We start from the raw sequence: 23,072 nt of genomic DNA on the forward strand, positions 1-23,072 counted from the left end.
GCGAGGGTTCGAGAACTGCGGAAAGCTACGACCGGGTTGAGCCAAGAGGCTTTCGCCGACAAGTGCGGCTTCGTTCGTAGCTATATGGGGAAGATCGAGACCGGCAAGGCGAATCCATCCCTGGACTCGATTCAGACAATTGCCGATGCTCTCGGGGTGCCGGTCAAGACATTGTTCGAGGAAGACGGTGCGGAGGGCGCACCGTCGGTTCAGGACTAGGGGCTAGACAGCGTTCGCGCCGCTCGATCTACGACGCACGCTATCCTTCTGACGTTCGGCGCAGCGGATGGCCCGGATACCGTCTGATGCGATGAACGGCGCAATACCGTCAGTTTCAGGGAAAGCCAATCCATTGATTACCGGGGCCAACTGGTCTGCGTCTCGGTCCTTTGCGTAGCGGGTATAGCTTTCGGTATCCCCGCGTTGGTGTCCCGCGAGTTGGGCCATTACTCGCTCAGGGATGCCCTGACGCTCCGTTGCGGTTAGGAACGTATGCCGGAACGAATGAAACGTCTTCATTCCATTTCGCTCGATGCCGAGCGTTCGCCCCAAGAACCGTTCGTTGAACCACGAACTAGCTGGTTTCCCATAGCCTTTGACCGCATCCCGTTTCAGTTCCGGGAATAGACGGGTATGGCCTGCTTTGCGAAGCGCTTGGACGTATTCCGGCAGCCCGAGTTGGACGAGTCTATTGTGTAGTGGGACGACCCGTCGCGCATTGGCCGTCTTGAGCGATTTGTCGCTCTCGTCAACTTTGTCCGCTCCCATCAGATTGAAGTCGAGAAACCACTGTCCGGCCTCGCTTTGGACAATGTCCACGAGGTATAGCTGCGACAATTCGTTGATACGTCCGCCTGTAAACAGACCAAGCAAGGGCAGCCAGTAGTAATGGGGGCGCCACTTCGTCCAGCCGGTGCGAGTGAAGGAGCTTGTGCCGGTAGTGAACCAATCCTGCGCGAAGATCAACGACAACTCATGCGATGTAAATGCGTGTCGTTCGTCTTGCGCTCGCGGCACGTTGAAGCGCCCGTCCCTGCGCTTGTAGTCAGACGCCGGGTTGAACCGAAGCATGTGTTTTCGTGCCCCGAACCCTAGGATTTCGCTGAGTCGGCCAATGTGGTTCTTGACGGTCGTTTCGTTCTTGAGGTCCAGCCCCTCGCGTTCCGCAATGTGGATTAACTCGTCAATGGAGGTATCCATTCCGAACCGTTGTCTGGCCCGATAGATGTTTGATGGTAGCTGAGCTAATCGGCTGGCGTATTGGTCGATTGTCTCCAACTCGATTTCACCAAGTTCGGGGTCTCCCATCAGGTCACTGAAAAAACCGGCTTCCGTGGTCATGCGTCGGATTTGACCCTCGCTCCATGTGCGAGACCGCTTGTAAAACTCAAATAGCTGAGAGAATCGCTTCTTGCCATGCTTGGCGGTGATCGGGTCCGAGACAATCACGGCTGGCTCAGTGCTTGGGGGGAACACGGCTGGGACATCACCAACGGTCGCTGACGGGCTTGGGACGGTCAGCGCTGTTGGCGCGCTCGAAATGATCGACGGCGCTGGCAGGGCGACTGTAGGGGCAGGGCTGAGTGACGCAACGAGCCGGGCGCGAACCTTTGTGACGGCCGTTTTGAGCACGATGCACCGGGCGAGGTCAACTGACCTGCTCCCCGCGTTTAGTACGGTGACGGTGTAGAGTCCGTTCCAGAGAGGAACGGCAATGAAAAAGCGATTCACCGAAGAACAGATCATCGGCATCTTGAAGGAAGCCGAGGCTGGCCTGAAGCCGGCGGAGCTGTGTCGCAAGTACGGCATCTCGGAAGCGACCTACTACAACTGGAAAGCGAAGTTCGGCGGGATGACGGTCTCCGAAGCTCAGCGCCTGAAGGAACTGGAGCAGGAGAACAGCAAGCTCAAGCGACTGTTAGCCGAATCGATGCTCGACAACGCCGCGCTGAAGGACCTGCTGGCTCGAAAGTAGCAAGCCCGCAGGCCAAGCGCGAAGCGGTCCGGATATTGATGACCGAACGTGCCATGGGTGTTACCCGGGCCTGCGGGCTGGTAGGGATTTCGCGCTCGCTGTTCCACTACGAATCACGCCGCCGAGTTGATGACGAAGCGCTGACTGGCCGGATGATGGCCATCGCCGCGCAGAAGCGCCGCTACGGCTATCGCCGGATTCACGTGCTGTTGCAGCGGGATGGCTGCTTCGCCAACCACAAGCGCATCTGGCGCCTGTACAGCAAGGCGGGGCTGAGCGTGCGCAAGCGGCGACGCAAGCGTATTGCGGCTGTCGAGCGCACGCCGCTGCCGTTAGCAACAGGCCCGAATCAGAGCTGGTCGATGGACTTCGTTTCTGACGGGCTGGCCTATGGTCGGCGGTTTCGATGCCTGAACGTGGTCGACGACTACACGCGCGAGTGCTTGGCCATCGAGGTCGATACTTCGCTGCCGGGCCTACGAGTGCAGCAAGTGCTCGAGCGGCTCAAGGAGATGCGAGGCTTACCCGCATCCATCACGGTCGACAACGGGCCGGAGTTCGCTGGTAAGGTGCTGGATGCATGGGCCTACGAAGCCGGTGTCACGCTGTCGTTCATTCGGCCTGGCAAGCCGGTGGAGAATGCCTATATCGAGAGCTTCAACGGGCGGTTCCGCGATGAATGCCTGAACGAGCACTGGTTCGTCTCAATGCGCCACGCCAAGCGGCTGATTGAGGAATGGCGTATCGAGTACAACACCGAGCGGCCTCATAGTTCACTCGGCTATCTGACGCCGGTGCAGTTCGCGCGGGCGCACGATGCAAAGCAGCAGTTTTTAACCTCGGACTCTAACTGCGGTTCGGACTAAAACCGGGGGCAGGTCACAACGGCTATTGGGTCTTCAAGAAAGACGCCCGCTAACTTGCCGTCGCGGAACACACCCTCTTGAGATTCCCCGGCGGTGATGACCTGTTGCAGCGTGGCCCGAGGATCGAGGAAGCGCACCAGTCCGGTGTGGAGGGTCTGTTCGCGGTAGGCTTCGACTTCGTTCCAGATGAATTCGCCGCCGAAGTCCCGATCAAGGTCGTTGAGAACAGGCACTCGCCAACAGGACTGCCTGTGGAGGTGCATGAAGACTTGCGCGCCATCGTTGAGCAATTCATTCGCCAACAGTTTCGGCGGCATACCAATGGTCCGTGCAGCGTCCACAACGGGAATCATGCCCGCGCCGTCGATCAGCGGGTTTTCCGCCCTCAGTTTTTCGATGTCCAACGTCATGAAGTGCTCGCGCCAGTGCGACAGAATTCGATGGGCGACGAGTTTAGCGGCTTCCCAATCCCGGAGTCGGGTGGACGCATGAATTTCGGTCTTGCCGACTGCTACGCGCAACCGATGCGGGACTACGAGACGAACGACGTAGATGCCGCTGGGGCGACGATAGAGGCAGGAGGTTTGAGCCACCGTAGGAGACCACTGTAGTAGTGGTGCGGCGAAGCTCGTGAGACACGCACATAACCCAGCGGAATCAAGGGGCTAAGTGGTGTGTGGAGCGGGCGATGGGAATCGAACCCACGTCATCAGCTTGGGAAGCTGAGGTAATGGCCATTATACGACGCCCGCAGAGCCTGCGATTCTACAGGGGTTTGGGTGGGGATGGCAAGCGGACGGCCTGGCCTCGGGCGCGAAAATCGCCATCCCCGCCCGTTTTAAAAAGTCTTGTAGACGATATCCGGCGCCGGCGAACTCGAAATCACCAGCGTCAGCACCGTGACGACGGCCATTGCGGTGCCCCATGCGGTACGCGTATAGCGCGACAGGAACCACGGATGTTCGGCCGAGCCCAGCATCAGCACTCCCGCCCGCGCCCATTGCAGCAGGGCGAGCACGATCGTCGCGGCGGCGAAGACGATCAGCCACACCCGCGCGAGCGTGCTCCAGCAGAGCGCGGCGATCAGCGAACCCATCTGCGTCCACGTGGACCAGAACCAGAACAAGCTGAACGCAAAAAACGTGAAGGTCAGGCCGCGCATGCATGCGGCATGGAGCGGATGGTTGCCCAGCGCGATGAAGCGCTTCTTGCCGAGCCGCTTCGTCATGACGATCTGGTAAAACTTGTTCACGCTGACACCACCGCCCTGCAGCAGGCCGAAGGCGGGCGCGGCTTGCGTCGACGACGCGATCGGTCCGGCAGCTGTCAGTCGAGCCGGGCCGGCCGGCCCGGTGATGGAACGCATACAGGTCAAAGCTGCTCACCGAATCCGAATTGCCCGCGAAACGAACGGAAACGGCGCGTATATAAGCGAATTCGACCGGCAGTCGGCGCGCATACTTGAGGCTCGATCAACCGAACCGGGCACGGCCATGGCCACCTTCAGCATGCAGGCGATTCTTTATCGCAGGACTATCCAGGTTGTCTTGATGGCTGATGCCGGAACGGCCAGTATCCTGGTCGTGGACAACGACGACGGTTCCCATCAGTCGAAGACCATGAAGGTGCGGCAATACCTGGATGCCGGCATGACGGACGAGGGCGTGGCGCGTCATGTGCTCAATGTCGTCGCCGCCGCGATCGAGCGGCGTGGTCAGCGATGGACACACTGACCCGCATCTTGCCCGCCGGACGGGCAGCATCGGTCTCATCCCCGCATTGACGTCATAGCGTCGTCAGCAATCGCAGCTGGTGCTCGGTTTCCGTTCCTTTGACCAACGCATAGAACCGCGTTTCCCGACGTTCGACTGCTGAAAGCCCTTCCGTATCGGAGAAGGCGTTCCATACCGCGCCGTCGATACTCGAAAACCGCCCTTGATTTCGCGCAAACGCGCGCAACAGCGGACTCGCTTCGCGGCGAATGACGAGGCGGTCCGCATTCAACACGTACGGCGACCCGCCGCCGCGAAGGACCAGGTAATAGGGTATCGAGCGGTGATCGATTTTCATGGACAGTGCGATTTCGGTTTCGAGGCGCGCGAGGATATGGTTGCACGCGCAACTAAACGGGATGAAGAGGGGCGTGGATGAAAAAAAGGCGATGGCGCGCTTCGGCATGAACCTCGGCCGTCGCAGCGCGCTACCGCCTCGGACGCTTCATCTCCTCGGCCTCCCTCGCCGCGTGCCGCTCCTCGCTTGCCGAAACGGATTCCATCGCTTCATCGACCGAAGCCAGTGCATACTCGCAGGCCAGCTTCGCTTCCTCGACGTCGGCCTCGGGCTCGTCATCGTCGGCGGGAGGCGGATCGAGCATGTCCCGGAGCATCGTCGCGAGCTCCGGGGTGTCCCATGGTTCGCCCTTTTGCGTTTTCCGCTTGATGTAGTGACGGATTTCCGCGTCCTGTTCGGTCGTGAGCGGAAGGTGGCGAAAGGTGCTGTTCGGGGTGGCGTCGATCATGATGTTGCTCCCGGTCATGCAGCGTCAGCGCGGATCAATTCCCGACGCTGAGCGCTTTTTCGATTGCCGCGATCAACCTGAACGCGTCGTCCCGTTCGAGCAGCAGACCGCGGCCGGTGTACTCGCAGCCGAAGGCATAGAAGCTCGGCAGGAGCGTCACCCGGTTTTTCTGCCGGTCGAAATCGACTTCGCATTTCGTCAGCGGGAAAAATGACGCTTCTTCGGTCGGCACGGGGCACACGGCGTTCTCCTAGTACATCTTGCGGGGCGGCATCAGGCGCCTGGTTCGCAGGCGTTGCCGGGCGACGGCACTCGCTTTCTTGCGCTTGCGCTCGGTCGTGGGCTTTTCATAGCTGGTGCGACTGCGCAACTCGCGGATCAGGCCGGTTTTTTCGATGCTTCGCCGGAAGCGACGGAGTGCGACATCGATCGGTTCGTTGACCTTGAGCGTGACAGTTGTCATGGGGTTCCTGTTTGAAAACGTTGGGGTGGAAAGTTAGCCGAGTCGCGTCATGACGGCGCTCGCGATCTCGTCGGATTCGAACTCCGAATATCCGGCTCCGATGGTGAGCGCGCGAACCGCCGCGAACATCTGAAATTCCTGCTGATGATCGAGTGCTGAACCGGCCGTCCCGGCAGGCAGCGTGGTGTCGTTCCGGGTGACCTGGCATCGTCTGACCAGATCGAGAATTTCGTCGACAATCATTTTGTCCTCCACATTATCGATACGTCGCGCCGCAATGGCGAGCTGCGTCAGAGCGCGTTGGCGAAGAATTCCGGCATTTCCGGATGCTGGTCGATGATATTCTCGGCATAGCGCAGCGAGGCGCGGCGCGCGTCGCCGGCGGTATCGAATGGCGCGTCGTCGCGCAGCCGGAAAGTCTTGCTTTGCGTGAGCGTGTCGGCGGTGCCGCGAAGACAGATCTTGACGGCTGCGTCGAAGCCGCCGTCGTAGTTATGTGCGCAGCCGTTCGGCGCGGCCACGTGAGGGTAAATCAGTGGATAGATCTCGAATCCACGGTAGACATGCATGCTCATGATGAGCTCCTGATGCCCGGCTGCCACGAATCTCGTGGGCGAGCACATTCAGCCTGTATCGCCGTTGCGCGGCGCGACGGGTGGGGTGAGGGGAACAACGGCGCGCGCGGGAGGGAAGGGCGCGACGCGGCAAGCGGGTCGATGGAGGGCGAGCAGTCGGAAGATCGATGCGTGCTCGGACGAGACGATCATACGCCAATCGCTCGTCGGACGCCAATGTCAATTCGGGAGATCGTGCGATATGTCGGCATCGCAGTGAAACGCGTAGAGACGACGGTTCCTCGCAGGGCCGCGAGCAATCCCGACGCGCCGTTTCGCACGGACCGCGCGGAATGACAGCCGGATGGTTTGAGGGGCGGTGTCGAAAATTGACGAGTCAGTGTCGGACGCATACAAGCCCCGGCAACGCTTTCGAACTAACGTGTCAGACCGTTTATTCGATCGTCTGGAGCCAACATGTCCGATTTCATCACCGTCTTGCGCGAAACCTGCCCGACCCCGGTCCTCGATGCGACCAAGTGGAAGCGCATCGGCGGCGACCCGCACACCGTGAACCTCAACGCCTACGTCTCCAGCGACGGCAGCAAGATCATGGGCACCTGGATCTGCACGCCGGGCAAGTTCGAGGTGAACTACGAGAAATGGGAGTACTGCCACTTCCTCGACGGCTACTGCATCATCACGCCGGAAGGCGAGGCATCGGTGCACCTGAAGGCCGGCGACGTGTTCGTGATCGAACCCGGCATGAAGGGAACCTGGGAAGTGGTGGAAACGGTGCGCAAGTACTTCGTCTTCGCCTGAGCGAGCCGCTGGCTGCGTCCCCCGCAAAAGCGCAGGTTGTTCCGATGAGTTGAGCCGCGCCGGCAGTGCAACGCGCCATTCCGATGTGCTGCCGGATAGCGGCGCCGCGTGACAGCGGGTTCGACGCGCCGGACGAGCGACGCATGTCGGTGACTCGTCCGTACGCAGAGAGGCGCTCAGCGCCGGAAGGTGCGGCGCGCGGGCGAAGCGGCCGATGCGCGTTCGTCCTTGTGCCGGTAGTTGATGCGGCCCTTCGTCAAGTCATAGACGGACAATTCCAGCCTGACCCGATCGCCGGCAAGGATCCGGATATGGTGGCGGCGCATGCGTCCCGATGCATAGGCGGCGACGACCACGCCGTTTTCCAGCGTCACGCGAAATCGGCTGTCCGGAAGCACTTCGTCGACAACGCCGTCCAGTTCCAATAGTTCTTCTTTTGCCAAACCAATTTCTCCAATCAGGGCGATTGACTGCTTGCGCAGATCAGATCGTCATTGCAGCCGGACTACGGCGGGCTTCGGCGCAACAGGCCGACATCGCGGTTACCGGCGAGGATGGCCGACGCGCGACAAGGTGCGTGGCCGACGCGACTCGCCATTGCGGGGCAAGCGGACGTTCCGTCGCTTGCGGTGCATCAGGGCGAGTGTTTGACGGGGCGCCCGGTTCAACGTCGCGCGTCACGCAGCAATGGCTGCGCAGCGGCGGGTGGGCGCCCGTGGTACGGGGTGCTGCGTGACGGACGCTCGTCATCCGCGACAGCGCCGCGGATGACGAGGTAATGCGGCTGGACGCCGGCGCGCGAGTTGCGCGCCGGTGCCGGATGGCGGGTTACAGCGGGGTGATGTTCGACGCCTGCAGGCCCTTCGGGCCGCGCTTCGTTTCGTAGCTGACCTTCTGACCCTCGGCGAGCGTCTTGAAGCCGTCGCCGCGAATCTCCGAGAAATGGGCGAACAGATCGTCGCCGCCCTTGTCGGGCGTGATGAAGCCAAAACCCTTGGTGTCGTTGAACCACTTGACGGTACCGGTATCCATGGAAATCTCCTGGGAATGGATGAGCGAATGCGTCCCGGACGGACGCGGGAAAGAATCAATCAAGGAGGGAGAGGACAACGAATACCGCGTTCCGCGGTCAATGATGAACAGCAATCGCGCTTCTTGAGGACTTCAACGAGAGACCATACGCGCTATCGTGACCGAGGTCAAGCTGTTTCGCTCCGGACCCAATGGATCAATGCAGGGCAAGAGCGTGAAATCGTACCGGGTTGCCGCGTGAAAATACGGTTGCGGAGCGATAAAGCCTCGGCGTCACGGAGCGACGATATGGTTGTGCCGGCAACGATGCCGGCTGATGTGTCGGAGGCGTCGACGTACACCGCGGAAATCCGATCCCCATCCCGATCCCGTCACCCGGGTTAGTCCGGACGCAATTTTTCGACAACTCGCAATAAGCAGATATCGCCGCATCGCTGCCCTCACTAATATTCGGCGAACCGAAGCAGGCCGCACACCGAACGGGCCTGCCGGCAGGATGGCACCGCATGGTGCGAGCGACGAAACGGAGCGACGGGATGGGGGAGAGCAGTTTGCGACGTCGGTATCGATCCGTCGCGTTGATCGCTACCGTAGTGGCGCTCGTGCTTGCATACGGCGTCGCGCGCCATCTGTCGTGGGCGTCGGAAAAACCGTCCGCGCAACAGGTTTTTTCCGTCACCGTCGACCGCAACAAGGCGCCGTGGGAGCGATCCGTGATCGCGATCCGCGAAGGCGCGCCGGTGCATATCGATGTTCATGCTCGAGAGGCCGGCGTGTTGATGGTGCACGAAATACCAGGCGCGCTCGCTGCCTGTGCATCCGGCGCCAATCAGTCGCTGGATCTGCTTCCTGTCGGCATCACCGGACGGTTTTCGCTTCATTTTCATAGTCAGTCCGGCGAGCAGATCGAAGTCGCTGTCATCGAAATATATCCGGATAACTAAGCACTGGAACGATTCGAACGGTACACGAAAACAGGAGGGGACAAAGATGCGATTGAAGGCCCGGGTCGCGATCGCGACATCGATCAGCACGCTCGTGCTTGCCGGCTGCGGCGGAGACGACAACACGATCAGCGCGACACCCGCCGTATCCGTCTCGGACTACGTCGTGCCGCGCGTGCCGGGTTGCAGCCCGGGCGACACACCCGAGACGGCGCTGCAAGGACAGGTACCGGCTGCGCTGCGCCAGTCCGGCTTCGGCGGCTTCAACTGCAACCTGAAGCGCGTGAGCCAGCTGCAGGGCGAGGGGGCGTCGTGGTCGGCCGCGACCTATACGGACAAGCAGGGGCAGACCTGCTTCTACCATTCGACGATGGGCGCGACGCCGATATTCAACAATCCGGATGCGCCGCCGCGCACGAACCCGGGCGTGCCGGTGATCGACATCACCGATCCGGCACGTCCGGTGCGCGTGAGATCGCTGACGTCGACGGCGATGATCGATCCATGGGAGTCGCTGCGCGTGAACGTCGCGCGCGGGATCCTGGCCGGAGACAACGGGCTCGGCGGCGGCGGCGGTCCCGAGATCGATCTGTATGACATTTCGTCGGACTGCACGCGGCCGCAACTGCTGGCCAGCGTGCCGATCGGTACGGGTGCCGACGGCGGCGTTGTCGCGGCCACCAAGCCGCTGGGACACGAAGGCGGTTTCTCGCCGGACGGCTACACGTACTACATCGGCGCGTCCGTATCGAGAACCTACTACGCAGTCGATCTGACGGTGCCGACGCGGCCGAAGCTGATCTCGGCAATCAGCATGGCCGATCTCGGCTTCGGCGCGCTTCCCCATGGCTTGTCGGTGAGCCGGGATGGAACGCGCGCGTACTTCGTGTCCGCCGGGAACGGCGGCACGGCATACAGCCAAGGCAATCCGCCGCTCGATAACATGAGCATGGCAGGCGACAACGGGTTCTTCGTCGTCGATACCAGCGAGGTGCAGAATCGGCGTCCCAATGCGCAAATGCACCGAATCGCAACCGTACCGGTGCGAAACGGCAGTGCGGCACAGCACACGATTTCGTTTCTGTCGGGCGGCAAGCCCTATCTGATCGAAGTCGACGAAGGGGGCGCCGGCGGGTTTCAGGACCCCGGCGCAACGAGCGTCAAGGCCGCGTGCAATGCGGGCATGACGCCGTTTCCGCTCGGGCATATCTACGACATGTCGAACGAAGCCGCCCCTCGTCTCGTGTCGGAACTTCGACTCGAAACGCATGCCACCCGGAACTGCAGCAAGGTCATTCCCGACATCATGGGTCTCACCACCTTCACCTACGGCAGTCACTACTGCAGCGTCGACAACCGGGAAAACGCGACGGCGCTCGCATGCAGCTACTTCAATTCCGGCGTGCGCGTATTCGACATTCGCGACCCGTCGAAGCCGAAGGAAATCGCGTACTACAACCCGCCTGCTGCGAAATCGCCCGGCGCCGGGTCGGGGCATCTGATGCTCGGCCAGTATCGCGCGGGCGGTCCCGACTGGTGCGCATCGCGACTCGATTTCGACTTCGACCGGCACTTGCTGACCACCGCATGCCAGGACAACGGGCTGCTGGTGCTGTCGTTCGAAAACGGTAGCTGGCCGTTTCCCGAAAGCACGAGGGCCACGGAGATCGGCAATTGACGCCGGCCACGCGCGACCTCATTCGAAACACCTCGCATTGATATTTCTGCAGTACAGAAGGAGACGAAGATGCCATTCCCGACTCGATTCGCGATAGCGATATCGCTTGGCGCGCTGACACTCGCCGGCTGCGGCGGAGACGACAACACGGTCAGCGCGACGCCCGCCGTATCCGTCGCGGACTACGTCGTGCCGCGTGTGCCCAGTTGCAGCCCGGGCGACACGCCCGAGACGGCGCTGCAGGGACAGGTGCCGGCCGCGCTGCGCCAGTCCGGCTTCGGCGGCTTCAACTGCAACCTGAAGCGCGTGAGCCAGCTGCAGGGCGAGGGTGCGTCGTGGTCGGCCGCGACCTATACGGACAAGCAGGGGCAGACCTGTTTCTATCATGCGACGATGGGCGCGACGCCGATATTCAACAATCCGGCTGCGCCGCCGCGCATCAATCCCGGTGTGCCGGTGATCAACCTCTCCGATCCCGCGCACCCGGTGCGCGTGAGCTCGCTGACGTCGACGGCGATGATCGATCCGTGGGAATCGCTGCGCGTGAACGTCGCGCGCGGGATCCTGGCCGGAGACAACGGGCTCGGCGGCGCCGGCGGCCCCGAACTCGACCTGTACGATATTGCGACCGACTGCACGCGACCGCAGCTGCTGGCCAGTGTGCCGGTCGGCACGGGCGCCGACGGCGGCGTCGTTCCGGGCGCGACGCCGCTGGGTCACGAAGGCGGTTTCTCTCCGGACGGCTTCACGTACTACATCGGGTCGCCCGGCGCGAAGGCCTACTACGCGATCGACCTGACGATACCGACGCGGCCGAAGCTGATCTCGGCAATCAGCATGGCCGAGCTGGGTTTCGGCAGCGATCCGCACGGTTTGTCGGTGAGCCAGGATGGGACGCGTGCGTACTTCGTCGCGATCGGGAACGGGGGTGCGGCAGCCGGCATGGGGCCGCCGCCGCTGGACAACGTGAACTCGAACGGCGACAACGGGTTCTTCGTCGTCGATACCAGCGACGTGCAGAATCGGCGTCCCAATGCGCAAATGCGCCGAATCGCGACCGTGCCGGTGCGGGACGGCAGTGTCGCGCAACATACGATTTCGTTCCTGGTGGGCGGCAAGCCCTATCTGATCGAAGTGGACGAGGGCGGCTCCGGCGGCCTTCAGGACCCGTCGGCGGCAGCGGTGAAGGCCGCCTGCAATGCGGGCATGACGCCGTTTCCGCTCGGGCATATCTACGACATGTCGAACGAAGCGTCGCCGCGGCTCGTGTCCGAGCTTCGACTCGAGACGCATGCCGTGCAGAACTGCAGCAAGGTCATCCCGGACATACAGGGCCTCGCGACGTTCACCTACGGCAGCCACTACTGCAGCGTCGACAACCGGGAGAACGCCACGGCGCTCGCGTGCAGCTACTTCAACTCCGGCGTGCGCGTATTCGACATTCGCGACCCGTCGAAGCCGAAGGAAATCGCGTACTACAACCCGCCGTCCGCGAAGTCGCCGGGCGCCGGCTCGGCGCATTTGATCTTCGGTCAATATCGTGCGGGCGGCCCCGACTGGTGCGCGTCGCGACTCGATTTCGACTTCGACCGGCACTTGCTGACCACCGCATGCCAGGACAACGGGCTGCTGGTGCTGTCGTTCGAAAACGGCAGCTGGCCGTTCCCCGAGAGCACGAAGGCCACGGAGATCGGCAATTGAAGCACGCGCACGATGCCCGCCGCGTGCCGTGGCTTGGGATCGAAACCTTCGCCCCGATCGTCGTGCGCAACGGCTTACGACGAAAGCCACGCGCGGCGACGCTGTTTCTGGCGGCCGCACTCGCGATTCCGCTGCGTTGCGCCGGCTTCGAATCCGACGTGCACCTCGGCCTGACGTACTGGCTGGCGAAGCAGGCGGGGTTCGCGGACGGCGAGGCCAGCGCGATTGCGCTGGCCGATCAGCGCATCGATGCCGGCTCGATCGAATACATGACGACGCCTTTGCAGTTTGCGTGTCTGTCGCGCTTCGTTCCCGACGCCGTCGACGCGCAAGCCGCTCACTATCCGGCCGGCGCGTACCTGCCGGCGGCCGCGCAAACCCGCGCCGTGGTGCCTGACGGACCGGCAGTGCAAGCGTCGATCGACGCGACGCTGCGGCGCGCCGGCGGTCGCCACGCGGCGTTCATGCTCGGCGAGTTCGGCCGTGCGCTCCATGCGTTGCAGGATGCGTGGGCGCACCAGGGCGTGCCTTCCGTGCCGGACTGGCGTCGCTACGGCATCGAATGCGACGCGAATCTTGCAATGGCCGCGCCGGCTGCGCGCGGCGGTCCGTCCGGCCATGTCGCCGACATGACGTGGCGCTGGCCCGCCGACGTCGAAGCGATGGCGAAGTCGACCTACGTGCAGCTGTCGCGATACCCGGCGATCGACGGCGTGTCGCGGCATGCACTGCCGTGGGAGCAGGTCCGGCCGATGCTCGCCGGCTTTATCGATGCGCGAACCAAACGGGCGAAGTCGGACTGGTTCGTCGCGCACGGCATCGCCGACACCGAGTTCCTCGACGGCATCAGCCTGCCTGACGGCGCCGGATGGAAGGCCGTCCGGTGGCACGGCAGGCGCGATATCCCGACGCCGGTGTCGCCGGCCGCGCAGGCGGGCGCGGCCCCGGCGCTCGTCGATTTCTATACGCGCTTCTTCGACGACTGGGTCACGACGTCGCCGGTCGACAGGCGCTGGCTGCCCGCGCTTGCAATCGACAACCGAACGCGCAAGCCGGACAGTGCGCTGGTCGATCAACTGAGCGGATGGCGGCTGAGGGATCACGGGACGTACGTCGCGCTCGCGAACGCGTCGCATGCGACCGGCGGCGCATCTGCCGCTTTCCGCAACCGTGCCTCGTTCGCGGTGTTCAAGTCGCTGAACGAGGCGGTGCTGCCGCTGATCGTCGAAGGCGACAAGCCGTCGCCGATCCTGCCGTTCGTGGTGTTCGCGTTGCCGGACTCGGCCGACGGGAACAAGCGCGCGGTCGCGCTGATCAGGCTGCTCGATGCGCCGTACGACACGATCGGGATCGTATCGGAGCAGCGCAGCGGAGCCGACTGGAAGATAACGGGGTTGATTTCATCGTCCGATTACTGAGCGGGAAGACGAAGGTCGTGATGCGCGAAGACATCGAACGCGGTTCGCACCGCGCAGCAATCCGTGCGCGGTTGGCCTGGGCCGCAGCGTTGACGCTCGCATCGGCATCGACGCACGCCGACGCGCACGCGTGGAATATTCCATACTACCTGCCCGTCCCGCTGTGGTTGTACGCGTACGCGGCCAGCGGCACGCTTGTCGTGTCGTTCGTGATCGTGATGTTCGCATCGGGCGAGCGCATGGCGGAAGCACGCGTATCGCTGCATCGAGCGCGCCGCGAATGGCGCGTACCGCCTGCGGTGCTCGCTGCGACGCAAACCGTCAGCGCGCTTTTTGTCGTTCTGCTGATCGTTTCCGGCATCGCCGGCACGCAGAACCCGTTCCAGAACCTCGCGATGTCGGGCTTCTGGCTCTGGTTCTATCTGGGCTCGGTCTATGTCAGCGCGGTGTTCGGCGACGTATATGCGTTCACGAATCCGTTCGCGCTAGTCCTGCGCATCGCGGCGCGCTGCTGCCCGACGATCGAACGCGGCCGCTATCGCTATCCGCGCCGCGCGGCGTCATACCCTGCGTTGCTCGCGTATGTCGCGTTGATCGCGCTGGAATTGTTCGGCGCCGCGCGGCCGCGCGATGCGGGCCTGTTCCTGGCCGGCTACGCGGTCTATGCGCTGGCCGGCGCGCTGTGTTTCGGCCGACAGGCATGGCTCGATCACTTCGATGCGTTCGGCGTTCTGTGCCGGCTGTGTGCAAGGCTGTCGCCGCTCGCATGGCGCCGCCTGCCGACGCGGGGCGTCGCGATCGTGCCGAGGAACCCGGTCGCCGACATCGCGTCGGCGCCGCCATTCGATGCAAGCATCGTGATGTTCCTGTCGTTCATGCTGTCGTCGACCGCGTACGACGGCCTGCGCGATACGGCGACCTGGAACACGTTCTTCTGGCGCGGCATTTACCCGCTGATCGTCGGGCTGTTTCCCGCGCTGAAAAACGACTACGCGATCTCGGGCGAACTCGTGCTGGCCGGGCAGTGGGCCACGTTCGCCGCGGTGGCGCTGGCCTACTACGCGCTGTTCAGGGGATTCTGCGCGCTCGGTGCGAGAGGCGCGCGTTCGGCGCTGGACGGCCGGACCTTCGCGCGGCAGTTCTGCCTGCTGCTGTTGCCGATCGCGCTGTTCTACAACGTCGGTCACTACTTCACGCTGTTCATCGATCAGGGGCGGCAGATCTTCGTGCTGCTGTCCGATCCGCTCGGCATCGGGTGGAACCTGCTGGCGCTGCCGCCGGCCCAATACTCGCCGACGTCGCTGCTCGTCAACGTCGGCTACGTGTGGCACGCGCAGGTGCTGCTGATTCTCGCCGGCCATATCCTCAGCGTATACATCACGCATGCGATCGCGGTGCGCAATCGCGTGCTGGCCGGCACCGTCGTCGGCAATCAGCTGCCGCTGCTCGCGCTGACGATCGTGCTGACCATCAGCGGTCTGTGGATCCTGTCGCTGCCGCTCGCATGACGCTCGCGGCACGCGGCTTGAGCCCGGACGGCGAAAATCCCCAGCGCTTGCGGAACGTCGCCGAAAAATGGCTCGTGGTCGAAAAGCCGCATGCGAGCGCGGCCTCGGTCACGTCGCTGCGGCCGCGCTCGATCAGGTCGCGGGCGGCCTGCAGGCGGGTCTCGATGATGTATTGATGCGGCGTCAGCCTGTGGGCCTTCTTGAAGCTTCTGATGAACGCGTACAGGTCGCCGGGATAGCCGACGGCTTCGGCCAGCGCGACGAGCGTCAGCGGCTCGCGGAAGTTGTCGCGGATGTATTCGACGGCCGCCTGCATGGCGCGCGCGTGCGTGTATTCGCGCGCCTGCCGCGTCGATTCCAGATACGCCATGCGGCCCAGCGCGGCCGCGCCCAGCGTTTCCACGTAGGTCGGCCCGAGCGGCGCGCCCGCGACCGCGTCTTCGTGGATGCTGCGCACGATCTGCATCAGCAGATCGTCGTTCAGGTCGAGATGGGGCAGGGACGGGATCGTGTGCCCGCCGGCCTGCAGGCCGGCGCGCGCGAGCCACGCCGCGTCGAAGTGGACGGTAATCCACTCGATATCGCTCGACCACCGGCTGGAAAACGCGAAGCCGGGCGGCACATAGGCCAGCGGCGCGCGCACGGCGTGCGGCGTCCAGCCCTTGTCGTCGATGCGCATCTCGAGTGCCGCGGGCGGCCGCAGGTGCATGCCGAAGATCGGCCCGGTCGTCTCGAGGTCGACGATCTCCGATGCGCACGCGGTGTAGCGATCGCTTGCCACGCTCGCAAACCGGGGCGTGACCGACTGCTTTTTCCATTTCGCGGGCAGCGGCCAGTCGACCCGTCGCCCGTCGCGGCCGATCGCACACACGTCGCGCATCGTCGGCTGATTCGCCATGCCTGTCTCCTTCCTTTTGTCCTGATACGTCCCGAACGGGGAGCGACTTCCGCCGTCGTGACGTGCGAGTCGAAAAACTTTAGGGCGGGATTCTTACTCGATACTTACCTGCGTCGGGCGGTGGCAGTCGGCGCCCGCCGCGGCGCTTTTCCGCAGACGATAAGCGCTTCGCCGCGACGGTGTCGCTTGCGACGATCGGGCGGCGCGCGCGGCAAGACGCCGCGCAAGCGCCTATGATGCAGCGGTTCGCCCGCTGTTCCGGCCGCATCGCATGAATCGGCTGCCGGCGCCGGGCGCTTGACCGAACGCCGACCATGCGCATCACCGACATTCGCGAACATACGATCCCGGTTTCCCGCCATGCCGATCCGGCGCTGCCGTCCGGCGGCCTGACGACGAGCCTCGTCGCGATCGTCACCGACGTCGTGCGCGACGGCGGTCCGGTCGTCGGATACGGCTATGCGTCCGTCGGCCGCTACGGACAGGGCGGCCTGATCCGCGAACGCTTCGCGCCGCGCCTGCTGGCCGCCGCCGATGCGCTCGCCGACGACGCCGGCACGAATCTCGACCCGTTCCGCGCCTGGCGCGCGATGATGGCCGGCGAGAAGCCCGGCGGGCACGGCGAGCGGTGCGTCGCGGTCGGCGCGCTCGACATGGCGATCTGGGATGCCGCCGCGAAGATCGCCGGCCAGCCGCTGCAGCGCTTCCTGGCCGAGCGGCTCGCGCGTAGCGCCGCGCCACGCGTGCGCGTGTACGCGGGCGGCGGCTATCGCTATCCGCACGACGATGCGGCGCGCCTCGCCGACGAGATGCGCCGCATCGTGGACCTCGGCTATACGCACGCGAAGATCAAGATCGGCGGCGTCGATCCCGATCTCGACCGGCGCCGCATCGACGCTGCCGCCGCGCAACTGGCCGACAGTTCGCACCTCGCGGTCGATGCGATGAACGGCTACGACGCGACGACCGCACCAGCGGCCGCGACGATGCTCGCGCCGTTCGATCTGTGGTGGTTCGAGGATATCTGCGATCCGCTCGACCTGGCGCTGCACGCCGACGTGGCCGCGCACTACGCACCGCCGATCGCGGCCGGCGAGGCGCTGTTCTCGGTCGCGGAGGCGAAGCTGCTCGATCGCTACGGCGGCCTGCGCGCAGACCGCGATTTCCTCGTGTTCGATCCGGTGCACTGCTACGGACTGCCGGGCTATCTGCAGATCGTCGATCATTTCGTGTCGCGCGGCTGGCGGCGCGACGCGTTCTGGCCGCACGGCGGTCATCTGTTCTCGCTGCACGTCGTGGCCGCGCTCGGGCTCGGCGGCGCGGAGATCAATCCGTTCGCGTTTCATCCGTTCCGCGGGCTGGCCGACGGCGATACGGTCGACGCGGGCTACGCGGTCGTGCCGCAGGCGCCGGGCATCGGTTTCGAGCTTCATGCGGCCGCGCATGCGGTGTTTCGCGCGATAGCCGGCCGCTGACCGGCGTGACCGGCTTCACGTGCGTCGAGCGCGAAGCGGATCTCGAAGCCGAGCATCATCGCCGCGACGAACGGGGCGAGCACGCGCCATGCGAGCGTGCTCGCAAACCGTGCGCGGCATGCGCGCGCACCTGAGGCCCGCATCGGGAACCACGCGAGCGATGCGAGCCTCGCGCGCGGCCGCGAACGGCATGCGCGCAACGGCCGGCGCCTTCATCACCTTTATCGCGCTCATCGCGCCGCCCCATCGCCGAGATTGAGCGCGACGAGCGCGCAGACGGTCAGCGCGATGCCAGCGAGTTTCAGCGACGATGCGGATTCGTCGAAGCAGACGATGCCGATCAGGGCCGTGGCGGCCGTGCTCGCGGCCGCCCAGCTCGCATAGGCGAGCCCCATTTCGAGCCGCCGGGTGGCGAGCGCCATCAGCCAGACCGCGCACGCATAGCAGACGACGGTCGCGACGGACGGCACAGGGCGGGTAAAACCGGCGGAGTATTTGAGGCCGATGGAGCCGAGCACTTCGGCGAGGACGCTGACGCCCAGCAGCAGCCAGGCAGACTGGATCGGGGACACGAACGGACGCCTTCCCCCGACGCTTATACCGAGCGGCGAGGAGAGGGTGTCAGCGGTACCCAGGATGCGACGAGCTTAGTCGCTGCCGCGCGGGAAGGCAAGCTCACCGATGCGCCGCCCGGCCGTCCGCCCATTCCGGCCGCTGGCCGAGCGTGTCGAACAAGCCGACGATCTCGGCCTTCACCTTCTGCACCGCATTGCTGACGAGCGCCGTGTCGTGCCAGCACAGCGACAGGTCGCGCACGAACAGCCGGTGCGCGACCGTCGACAGCTTCAGCTTGCACTCGTCGATCTCGGTGTGCGCGGCCGTCCAGGGCAGGATCGTCACGCCGAGCTGCGCCATCACGGCCGCGAACAGCAGTCCGGTCGAACTCGCCTCGAAGCGGATCTCGTACGACAGCCCGGCTTCGCGCATCGCCCAGTCGACACGGTTGCGGATCGTGTTCGGCGCGCTCGGCAGCACGAGCGGCATCTTCGCGATCGCGTCGAGCGGCACGGGATCGTCCGGCACCGGAAACTCCGGCCAGGTGATCAGGTAGAGCGTTTCCGTCAGCAGCCGGCGGGTCGCGATGCCGCGCGTGTCGACCGCGTCGACGACGATCGCGAGATCGAGCCGCGCGCGTTCGAGCAGCGTGTCGAGATCGGCGCTCGGCGCCTCGATCAGCTCCAGCATGATGCCCGGATAGCGGTCGCGCACCGCGCGCGCGAGCGGGATCGCCAGCACGCGCGCCGTGCTCGACGGCATGCCGACCGTCACGCGGCCCTGCGGCGTGTCGGCGTCGCGGCGCAGCAATTCGCGCGTGCCGTCGGCCTGACGCAGCAGCTCGAGCGCATGCCGGTACAGCGTGCGGCCCGCGGCCGTCGGCGCGACGCCGCGCACGCTGCGTTCGAGCAGCTGCATCCCGAGGTCCTGCTCGAGATTGCGGATCTGCTGGCTCACCGCAGGCTGCGCGATATGCAGCGCCTCGCTCGCATGCGTGACGTTGCCGCATTCGACGACTTTCACGAAGTAGCGCAGTTGCTTCAGGTCCATCGCCGTCGTCTCCCGTGTCGAGCCATAAGCCAGTCCGATCGAGCAAGATGAATATCATATTTTTCGGCGATCGAAGGCGTTTCTATACTCGTCTCACAAAAGAGCCAGCACGCCGGCCATCCCGGACCGGACGCGGCACAAGCGCCGGCCGCGCCGGCAAGGAGACGAAGCATGTTCAAGGCGATCGACGCGCCGGCGGCCGGCGCGAAGCCGCGGCGCACGCCGCTCACGCGCGAGCAGATCAAGGGCTTCTGGGCCGTGTACGCGGGCTGGGTGCTCGACGGCGTGGACTCGGTGATCTACGCGCTTGTGCTGATTCCCGCGCTCACAGAGCTGCTGCCGGCGTCCGGCATCGCGGCGACGCCCGCGAACCTCGGCATGTACGGCTCGATCCTGTTCGCGCTGTTCCTGATCGGCTGGGGGCTGTCGTTCGTCTGGGGGCCGCTCGCCGATCGCTTCGGCCGCGTGCGCACGCTGGCCGCGAGCATCCTGATCTATTCGGTGTTCACGGGCGCAGCCGCGTTCGTGCACGACGTGTGGGCGCTGGCCGCGTGCCGGCTGATCGCCGGGATCGGCGTCGGCGGCGAATGGGCGCTGGCGGGCACCTACGTCGCCGAGAGCTGGCCGGAGGATCGGCGCAAGATGGGCGCGGGCTATCTGCAGACGGGCTATTACTTCGGCTTCTTCATCGCGGCCTGCCTGAACTACACGATCGGCGCGACCTACGGCTGGCGCGCGATGTTCCTGTGCGGGCTCGCGCCCGCGCTGCTCGCGGTGTTCACCGTGATGCGCGTGAAGGAACCGGGGCAGTGGCGCCGGCGCGACGCACGCGACGGCGACGTGGCCGAAACGCGGCGCGCGCATCCGCTGCGCGAAATCTTCGCGCCGGCGTTCCTGCGCCGCACGCTGACGAGCGCGAGCCTGGTCGGCGTCGCGATCGTCGGGCTGTGGGCCGGTTCGGTCTACGAGGCGAGCGCGGTCAGCACGCTCGCGACGCGCGCGGGCATCGATCATGTCGGCGCGATGCGGCTCGCGTCGATCGGCGCGGCCATCCTGTCGTGCACGACGATCGTCGGCTGCCTCGCCGCGCCGTGGCTCGCGGAACGGCTCGGCCGACGCAGCGCGCTCGGCGTGTATTTCGCGGGGATGGCCGCCGCGATCGTGTTCGCGTTCGGCTGGGCGTTCTATCAGCCGAACGGGCTCGGCGCGTTCATGGCGTCGCTCGCGTTCCTCGGTTTCTTCGGCGGCAACTTCGCGATCTTCTCGCTGTGGCTGCCCGAGCAGTACCCGACCCGCGTGCGGGCCACCGCGTTCGCGTTCAATGCGTCGGTCGGCCGGTTCATCGGCGCGGGCGTCAACTTCGTGCTCGGCGCCGCGATTCACGGTTACGGCTCGCTGGGCGTGCCGGTCGCGTGGACCGCGGCCGTGTTCGTGCTCGGCATCCTGATCCTGCCGTTCGCGGTCGAAACGCGTCACCAGACCTTGCCGGAATGAACCGCGCATCGCGGCGGGCCGGATCGACCGGCCGCGCCGCGTCCCTCATCTTCAATATCAGGAGTTCGGAATGCAGGCATTACAAGGAATCAGGGTCGTCGATCTGAGTCGCGCGCTGTCGGGGCCGTTCTGTTCGATGGTGCTCGCCGATCTCGGCGCCGACGTGATCAAGGTCGAGTCGGGCCCGCACGGCGACATGAGCCGCGCGTGGGGGCCGTTCGATCGCGGCGTGAGCACGTACTACCTGTCCTGCAACCGCAACAAGCGCGGGATCTGCGTCGATTTCCGGCAACCGGCCGGCCTCGACGTCGTGCGTCGTCTGATTGCGCAGGCCGACGTCGTGATCGAGAACTTCAAGGCCGGCACGATGGACGCGATGGGGCTCGGCTACGACGTGCTGAGCGCGCGCGATGCGCGGCTCGTGATGGGCAGCATCACCGCGTTCGGCCCGCGCGGCCCGTTGCGCGACTGGCCGGGCTTCGACCAGATCGCGCAGGGCTATGCGGGGCTGATGAGCATCACCGGCTTCCCCGACGGCGAGCCGACCCGCACCGGCACCGCGATCGGCGATCTCAGCTCGGGAATGTGGGTCGCGACGGGCGTCGTCGCCGCGCTGTTCGAGCGCGAGCGCACCGGGCGCGGCCAGCATGTCGGCTCGTCGCTGCTGGAAAGCCTGGTCTCGCTGCTGAGCGTGCACGGCCAGCGCTATCTGAGCCTGGGCGACGTGCCGCGCCGCACCGGCAACGCGCACGCGGTGATCGCGCCGTACGGCGTGTTCGAGACGGCCGACGGCCCGCTCAATCTCGCACCGATCACGACCGACATGTGGCTGCGGCTGTGCGAACTGCTCGATTTGCGTGAGTTGCCGCACGATCCGCGCTTTGCGACCAACGACGCGCGCGTCGCGAATCGCGATGCGTTGAAGGCGCTGCTCGAAAGCCGGCTGCGCACGCGCGGCAAGCGCGAGTGGACGCAGCGCTTCGTCGAGGCCGGGCTGCCGGCGGGGCCGATCAATACGCTCGACGAAGTCTTCGCCGATCCGCAGCTCGCGCACTGCGGGCTCGTCGAACCGGTTGCGCACCCGACGCTCGGCACGCTGCGCCAGGTCGTCACGCCGCTCGGCGCGATGGACGACGCCGCGCCGACACCGCGCACGCATCGCGCGCCGCCGCTGCTCGGCGAGCATACGGTCGGCGTGCTGCGCGAAGCGGGCTTCGACGACGACGCGATCGGCGCGTTGCTGGCCGCGCGCACGATCTTCCAGGCCGATGCGCTCGAGCGGGCCGAGACGACGGCGGAGGCGCTGCAATGAGCGACGCGACGAAACCCGCAGGGCCGTCGGGCGTGACGGTCGACAGCATCGGCGAGCGGATCGCATGCGTGCGCTTTGCGAATCCGGCGCGCCGGCATGCGCTCGATGCGCCGCTGCTCGACGCGCTGGTCGAGCGTCTCGACGCGCTGGCCGCGCAGCGTCCGCCGCCGGTCGTGATCCTGTCGAACGACGGGCGCGGCGAGGTCTGGAGCGCGGGGCACGACCTGCGCGAGCTGGCCGACGACCGCGATCCGCTCGCGTACGGCAAGCCGCTCGAGCGCGCGCTGCGGCGCGTGCGGACCTATCCGGGCGCGGTGATCGCGGCCGTGTCGGGATCGGCGTGGGGCGGGGCGGTCGATCTCGTGATGAGTTGCGACCTGGTGGTCGCGGCGCGCGACGCGCGGTTTGCGATGACGCCCGCGAACATCGGGCTGCCGTATTCGACGAGCGGGTTGCTGCGCTTCTACGACAACCTGCCGATCCACGTGCTGAAGGAGATGTTCTTCTGCGCGCAGCCGCTCGACGCCGAACGCGCCGCACATCACGGGCTCGTGAACCGGCTCGCCGATGCGGGCGGCGTCGATGCGGCCGCGCTCGACGTCGCGCGCACGATCGCGGCCAAGGCGCCGCTCGCGGTGCAGGCCGTGAAGGAGCAGTTGCGCGTGCTGCAGGATGCGAGGCCGCTGCCGGCCGACGCGTTCGAGCGGATCGCCGAACTGCGCCGGCAGGCGTGCGAAGGGGCGGATTTCGACGAAGGGCTGCGCGCGTTCGTGGAGCGGCGGGCGCCGGTGTTTCGCGGGGTGTAGGCG

Annotated in this window: 27 protein-coding genes and 1 tRNA gene; 13 read left to right on the forward strand and 15 right to left on the reverse strand. The window is 65.3% G+C overall.

What is annotated here, in order from left to right; genetic code table 11:
• Positions 1-36 precede the first annotated feature (36 nt).
• A complete protein-coding gene (locus WS57_RS22095) occupies positions 37-219 on the forward strand; it encodes a helix-turn-helix domain-containing protein (RefSeq protein WP_059685640.1) in 183 nt (60 codons plus the stop codon).
• Positions 220-222: 3 nt separating this feature from the next.
• On the opposite strand, the gene WS57_RS22100 is transcribed toward WS57_RS22095, so the two are convergent.
• Positions 223-1,341 carry a site-specific integrase gene (locus WS57_RS22100; protein WP_236871955.1) on the reverse strand — a complete coding sequence of 373 codons (1,119 nt, stop codon included), beginning with the start codon at positions 1,339-1,341 and terminating at the stop codon, positions 223-225.
• Between the two features lie 373 nt (positions 1,342-1,714).
• Between WS57_RS22100 and WS57_RS22110 the strand changes: the two genes are divergently transcribed.
• Positions 1,715-2,841 (forward strand): IS3 family transposase gene (locus WS57_RS22110; protein WP_419468979.1). Its coding sequence is split into 2 segments (ribosomal slippage): positions 1,715-1,973 and positions 1,973-2,841, totalling 1,128 coding nucleotides; the frame shifts between segments, so codons are not numbered across the junction.
• Here WS57_RS22110 and WS57_RS22115 read toward each other — a convergent pair.
• From WS57_RS22115 to WS57_RS22125, 3 genes are all read right to left on the reverse strand, one after another.
• Positions 2,838-3,434: a DUF6538 domain-containing protein gene (locus WS57_RS22115; RefSeq protein ID WP_208610314.1), complete on the reverse strand. Its 597-nt coding sequence runs from the start codon at positions 3,432-3,434 to the stop codon at positions 2,838-2,840. The genes WS57_RS22110 and WS57_RS22115 overlap by 4 nt on opposite strands.
• An 84-nt stretch (positions 3,435-3,518) precedes the next feature.
• A tRNA-Gly gene (locus tag WS57_RS22120) sits at positions 3,519-3,593 on the reverse strand.
• Between the two features lie 86 nt (positions 3,594-3,679).
• A complete protein-coding gene (locus tag WS57_RS22125; RefSeq protein ID WP_059518062.1) occupies positions 3,680-4,207 on the reverse strand; it encodes a hypothetical protein in 528 nt (175 codons plus the stop codon).
• On the opposite strand from WS57_RS22125, the gene WS57_RS38090 reads away from it, so the two are divergent.
• Positions 4,197-4,574, forward strand: coding sequence for a hypothetical protein (locus WS57_RS38090; protein WP_236871956.1), 378 nt, complete (start codon positions 4,197-4,199; stop codon positions 4,572-4,574). The genes WS57_RS22125 and WS57_RS38090 overlap by 11 nt on opposite strands.
• A 52-nt stretch (positions 4,575-4,626) precedes the next feature.
• Here the strand turns inward: WS57_RS38090 and WS57_RS22135 are convergent, their stop codons facing one another.
• The 6 genes from WS57_RS22135 to WS57_RS22160 all read right to left on the reverse strand — a co-directional run bounded on the left by WS57_RS22135 (position 4,627) and on the right by WS57_RS22160 (position 6,397).
• Positions 4,627-4,911: a hypothetical protein gene (locus WS57_RS22135; protein WP_059518071.1), complete on the reverse strand. Its 285-nt coding sequence runs from the start codon at positions 4,909-4,911 to the stop codon at positions 4,627-4,629.
• A 130-nt stretch (positions 4,912-5,041) separates the two neighbouring features.
• Positions 5,042-5,359, reverse strand: coding sequence for a hypothetical protein (locus WS57_RS22140; RefSeq protein WP_040128754.1), 318 nt, complete (start codon positions 5,357-5,359; stop codon positions 5,042-5,044).
• 34 nt (positions 5,360-5,393) lie between these two features.
• The gene (locus tag WS57_RS22145; protein ID WP_009687573.1) at positions 5,394-5,591 is read right to left on the reverse strand and encodes a hypothetical protein; all 198 of its coding nucleotides are present in this window, start codon (positions 5,589-5,591) and stop codon (positions 5,394-5,396) included.
• Between the two features lie 18 nt (positions 5,592-5,609).
• Positions 5,610-5,822 (reverse strand): 30S ribosomal protein S21, encoded by a 213-nt coding sequence (rpsU, locus tag WS57_RS22150; protein ID WP_009687572.1) that lies wholly within the window; start codon positions 5,820-5,822, stop codon positions 5,610-5,612.
• A 33-nt stretch (positions 5,823-5,855) separates the two neighbouring features.
• Positions 5,856-6,065, reverse strand: a complete 210-nt coding sequence (locus WS57_RS22155) for a hypothetical protein (RefSeq protein ID WP_009687571.1) — start codon at positions 6,063-6,065, stop codon at positions 5,856-5,858.
• Between the two features lie 47 nt (positions 6,066-6,112).
• Complete coding sequence (locus WS57_RS22160; RefSeq protein WP_040126814.1) at positions 6,113-6,397, reverse strand: hypothetical protein; 285 nt, start codon at positions 6,395-6,397, stop codon at positions 6,113-6,115.
• A gap of 456 nt (positions 6,398-6,853) precedes the next feature.
• Here WS57_RS22160 and WS57_RS22165 point away from each other — a divergent pair, with 456 nt between their 5' ends.
• Entirely contained in the window at positions 6,854-7,198 is a 345-nt protein-coding gene (locus WS57_RS22165; RefSeq protein ID WP_009687569.1) for a cupin domain-containing protein, read from the forward strand.
• 176 nt (positions 7,199-7,374) lie between these two features.
• Here WS57_RS22165 and infA read toward each other — a convergent pair whose 3' ends face one another.
• On the reverse strand, positions 7,375-7,641 hold the full coding sequence (gene infA, locus WS57_RS22170; protein WP_009687568.1) for a translation initiation factor IF-1: 267 nt from the start codon (positions 7,639-7,641) through the stop codon (positions 7,375-7,377).
• Between the two features lie 385 nt (positions 7,642-8,026).
• Positions 8,027-8,230, reverse strand: coding sequence for a cold-shock protein (locus WS57_RS22175; protein ID WP_009687567.1), 204 nt, complete (start codon positions 8,228-8,230; stop codon positions 8,027-8,029).
• A gap of 578 nt (positions 8,231-8,808) precedes the next feature.
• Between WS57_RS22175 and WS57_RS22180 the strand changes: the two genes are divergently transcribed.
• From WS57_RS22180 to WS57_RS22200, 5 genes are all read left to right on the forward strand, one after another.
• Positions 8,809-9,174 (forward strand): hypothetical protein, encoded by a 366-nt coding sequence (locus WS57_RS22180; protein WP_236871959.1) that lies wholly within the window; start codon positions 8,809-8,811, stop codon positions 9,172-9,174.
• 46 nt (positions 9,175-9,220) lie between these two features.
• Positions 9,221-10,852 (forward strand): LVIVD repeat-containing protein, encoded by a 1,632-nt coding sequence (locus WS57_RS22185; RefSeq protein WP_069244852.1) that lies wholly within the window; start codon positions 9,221-9,223, stop codon positions 10,850-10,852.
• A 69-nt stretch (positions 10,853-10,921) separates the two neighbouring features.
• Complete coding sequence (locus WS57_RS22190) at positions 10,922-12,553, forward strand: LVIVD repeat-containing protein (RefSeq protein WP_069244853.1); 1,632 nt, start codon at positions 10,922-10,924, stop codon at positions 12,551-12,553.
• The gene (locus WS57_RS38285) at positions 12,463-13,971 is read left to right on the forward strand and encodes a DUF6765 family protein (RefSeq protein ID WP_335645809.1); all 1,509 of its coding nucleotides are present in this window, start codon (positions 12,463-12,465) and stop codon (positions 13,969-13,971) included. The genes WS57_RS22190 and WS57_RS38285 overlap by 91 nt, the downstream gene beginning before the upstream one ends.
• A 20-nt stretch (positions 13,972-13,991) precedes the next feature.
• Positions 13,992-15,479, forward strand: coding sequence for a hypothetical protein (locus WS57_RS22200; protein WP_059518050.1), 1,488 nt, complete (start codon positions 13,992-13,994; stop codon positions 15,477-15,479).
• Here the strand turns inward: WS57_RS22200 and WS57_RS22205 are convergent.
• Entirely contained in the window at positions 15,442-16,377 is a 936-nt protein-coding gene (locus tag WS57_RS22205) for an AraC family transcriptional regulator (RefSeq protein ID WP_069244854.1), read from the reverse strand. The genes WS57_RS22200 and WS57_RS22205 overlap by 38 nt on opposite strands.
• A 314-nt stretch (positions 16,378-16,691) precedes the next feature.
• On the opposite strand from WS57_RS22205, the gene WS57_RS22210 reads away from it, so the two are divergent.
• Positions 16,692-17,852, forward strand: coding sequence for an enolase C-terminal domain-like protein (locus WS57_RS22210; RefSeq protein ID WP_069244855.1), 1,161 nt, complete (start codon positions 16,692-16,694; stop codon positions 17,850-17,852).
• A gap of 230 nt (positions 17,853-18,082) precedes the next feature.
• Here WS57_RS22210 and WS57_RS22215 read toward each other — a convergent pair whose 3' ends face one another.
• Together WS57_RS22215 and WS57_RS22220 are read right to left on the reverse strand one after the other, a co-directional pair.
• Positions 18,083-18,424 carry a DMT family transporter gene (locus tag WS57_RS22215; RefSeq protein WP_009687556.1) on the reverse strand — a complete coding sequence of 114 codons (342 nt, stop codon included), beginning with the start codon at positions 18,422-18,424 and terminating at the stop codon, positions 18,083-18,085.
• 103 nt (positions 18,425-18,527) lie between these two features.
• Positions 18,528-19,457, reverse strand: coding sequence for a LysR substrate-binding domain-containing protein (locus tag WS57_RS22220; protein WP_009687555.1), 930 nt, complete (start codon positions 19,455-19,457; stop codon positions 18,528-18,530).
• Between the two features lie 171 nt (positions 19,458-19,628).
• Between WS57_RS22220 and WS57_RS22225 the strand changes: the two genes are divergently transcribed.
• From WS57_RS22225 to scpB, 3 genes are all read left to right on the forward strand, one after another.
• Complete coding sequence (locus WS57_RS22225; protein WP_009687554.1) at positions 19,629-20,951, forward strand: MFS transporter; 1,323 nt, start codon at positions 19,629-19,631, stop codon at positions 20,949-20,951.
• Between the two features lie 70 nt (positions 20,952-21,021).
• Positions 21,022-22,263 (forward strand): CaiB/BaiF CoA transferase family protein, encoded by a 1,242-nt coding sequence (locus WS57_RS22230; protein ID WP_069244856.1) that lies wholly within the window; start codon positions 21,022-21,024, stop codon positions 22,261-22,263.
• Positions 22,260-23,069, forward strand: coding sequence for a methylmalonyl-CoA decarboxylase (gene scpB, locus WS57_RS22235; RefSeq protein ID WP_069244857.1), 810 nt, complete (start codon positions 22,260-22,262; stop codon positions 23,067-23,069). Before WS57_RS22230 ends, scpB begins: the two co-directional genes overlap by 4 nt.
• Positions 23,070-23,072 lie beyond the last annotated feature (3 nt).

The sequence above is a fragment of the Burkholderia pseudomultivorans genome (genome assembly GCF_001718415.1).
In the GTDB taxonomy this organism is placed as follows: domain Bacteria; phylum Pseudomonadota; class Gammaproteobacteria; order Burkholderiales; family Burkholderiaceae; genus Burkholderia; species Burkholderia pseudomultivorans_A.

Excerpts from the sequence above, each read along its gene's own strand:
- WS57_RS22100 (WP_236871955.1), bottom strand. The coding sequence starts at position 1,341 with ATGACCACGGAAGCCGGTTTTTTCAGTGACCTGATGGGAGACCCCGAA.
- WS57_RS38090 (WP_236871956.1), top strand. The coding sequence starts at position 4,197 with ATGGAACGCATACAGGTCAAAGCTGCTCACCGAATCCGAATTGCCCGC.
- WS57_RS22125 (WP_059518062.1), bottom strand. The coding sequence starts at position 4,207 with ATGCGTTCCATCACCGGGCCGGCCGGCCCGGCTCGACTGACAGCTGCC.
- WS57_RS22135 (WP_059518071.1), bottom strand. The coding sequence starts at position 4,911 with ATGAAAATCGATCACCGCTCGATACCCTATTACCTGGTCCTTCGCGGC.
- WS57_RS22140 (WP_040128754.1), bottom strand. The coding sequence starts at position 5,359 with ATGATCGACGCCACCCCGAACAGCACCTTTCGCCACCTTCCGCTCACG.
- rpsU (WP_009687572.1), bottom strand. The coding sequence starts at position 5,822 with ATGACAACTGTCACGCTCAAGGTCAACGAACCGATCGATGTCGCACTC.
- WS57_RS22155 (WP_009687571.1), bottom strand. The coding sequence starts at position 6,065 with ATGATTGTCGACGAAATTCTCGATCTGGTCAGACGATGCCAGGTCACC.
- WS57_RS22160 (WP_040126814.1), bottom strand. The coding sequence starts at position 6,397 with ATGAGCATGCATGTCTACCGTGGATTCGAGATCTATCCACTGATTTAC.
- WS57_RS22165 (WP_009687569.1), top strand. The coding sequence starts at position 6,854 with ATGTCCGATTTCATCACCGTCTTGCGCGAAACCTGCCCGACCCCGGTC.
- WS57_RS22175 (WP_009687567.1), bottom strand. The coding sequence starts at position 8,230 with ATGGATACCGGTACCGTCAAGTGGTTCAACGACACCAAGGGTTTTGGC.
- WS57_RS22185 (WP_069244852.1), top strand. The coding sequence starts at position 9,221 with ATGCGATTGAAGGCCCGGGTCGCGATCGCGACATCGATCAGCACGCTC.
- WS57_RS22190 (WP_069244853.1), top strand. The coding sequence starts at position 10,922 with ATGCCATTCCCGACTCGATTCGCGATAGCGATATCGCTTGGCGCGCTG.
- WS57_RS38285 (WP_335645809.1), top strand. The coding sequence starts at position 12,463 with ATGCCAGGACAACGGGCTGCTGGTGCTGTCGTTCGAAAACGGCAGCTG.
- WS57_RS22200 (WP_059518050.1), top strand. The coding sequence starts at position 13,992 with ATGCGCGAAGACATCGAACGCGGTTCGCACCGCGCAGCAATCCGTGCG.
- WS57_RS22205 (WP_069244854.1), bottom strand. The coding sequence starts at position 16,377 with ATGGCGAATCAGCCGACGATGCGCGACGTGTGTGCGATCGGCCGCGAC.
- WS57_RS22210 (WP_069244855.1), top strand. The coding sequence starts at position 16,692 with ATGCGCATCACCGACATTCGCGAACATACGATCCCGGTTTCCCGCCAT.
- WS57_RS22220 (WP_009687555.1), bottom strand. The coding sequence starts at position 19,457 with ATGGACCTGAAGCAACTGCGCTACTTCGTGAAAGTCGTCGAATGCGGC.
- WS57_RS22225 (WP_009687554.1), top strand. The coding sequence starts at position 19,629 with ATGTTCAAGGCGATCGACGCGCCGGCGGCCGGCGCGAAGCCGCGGCGC.
- WS57_RS22230 (WP_069244856.1), top strand. The coding sequence starts at position 21,022 with ATGCAGGCATTACAAGGAATCAGGGTCGTCGATCTGAGTCGCGCGCTG.
- scpB (WP_069244857.1), top strand. The coding sequence starts at position 22,260 with ATGAGCGACGCGACGAAACCCGCAGGGCCGTCGGGCGTGACGGTCGAC.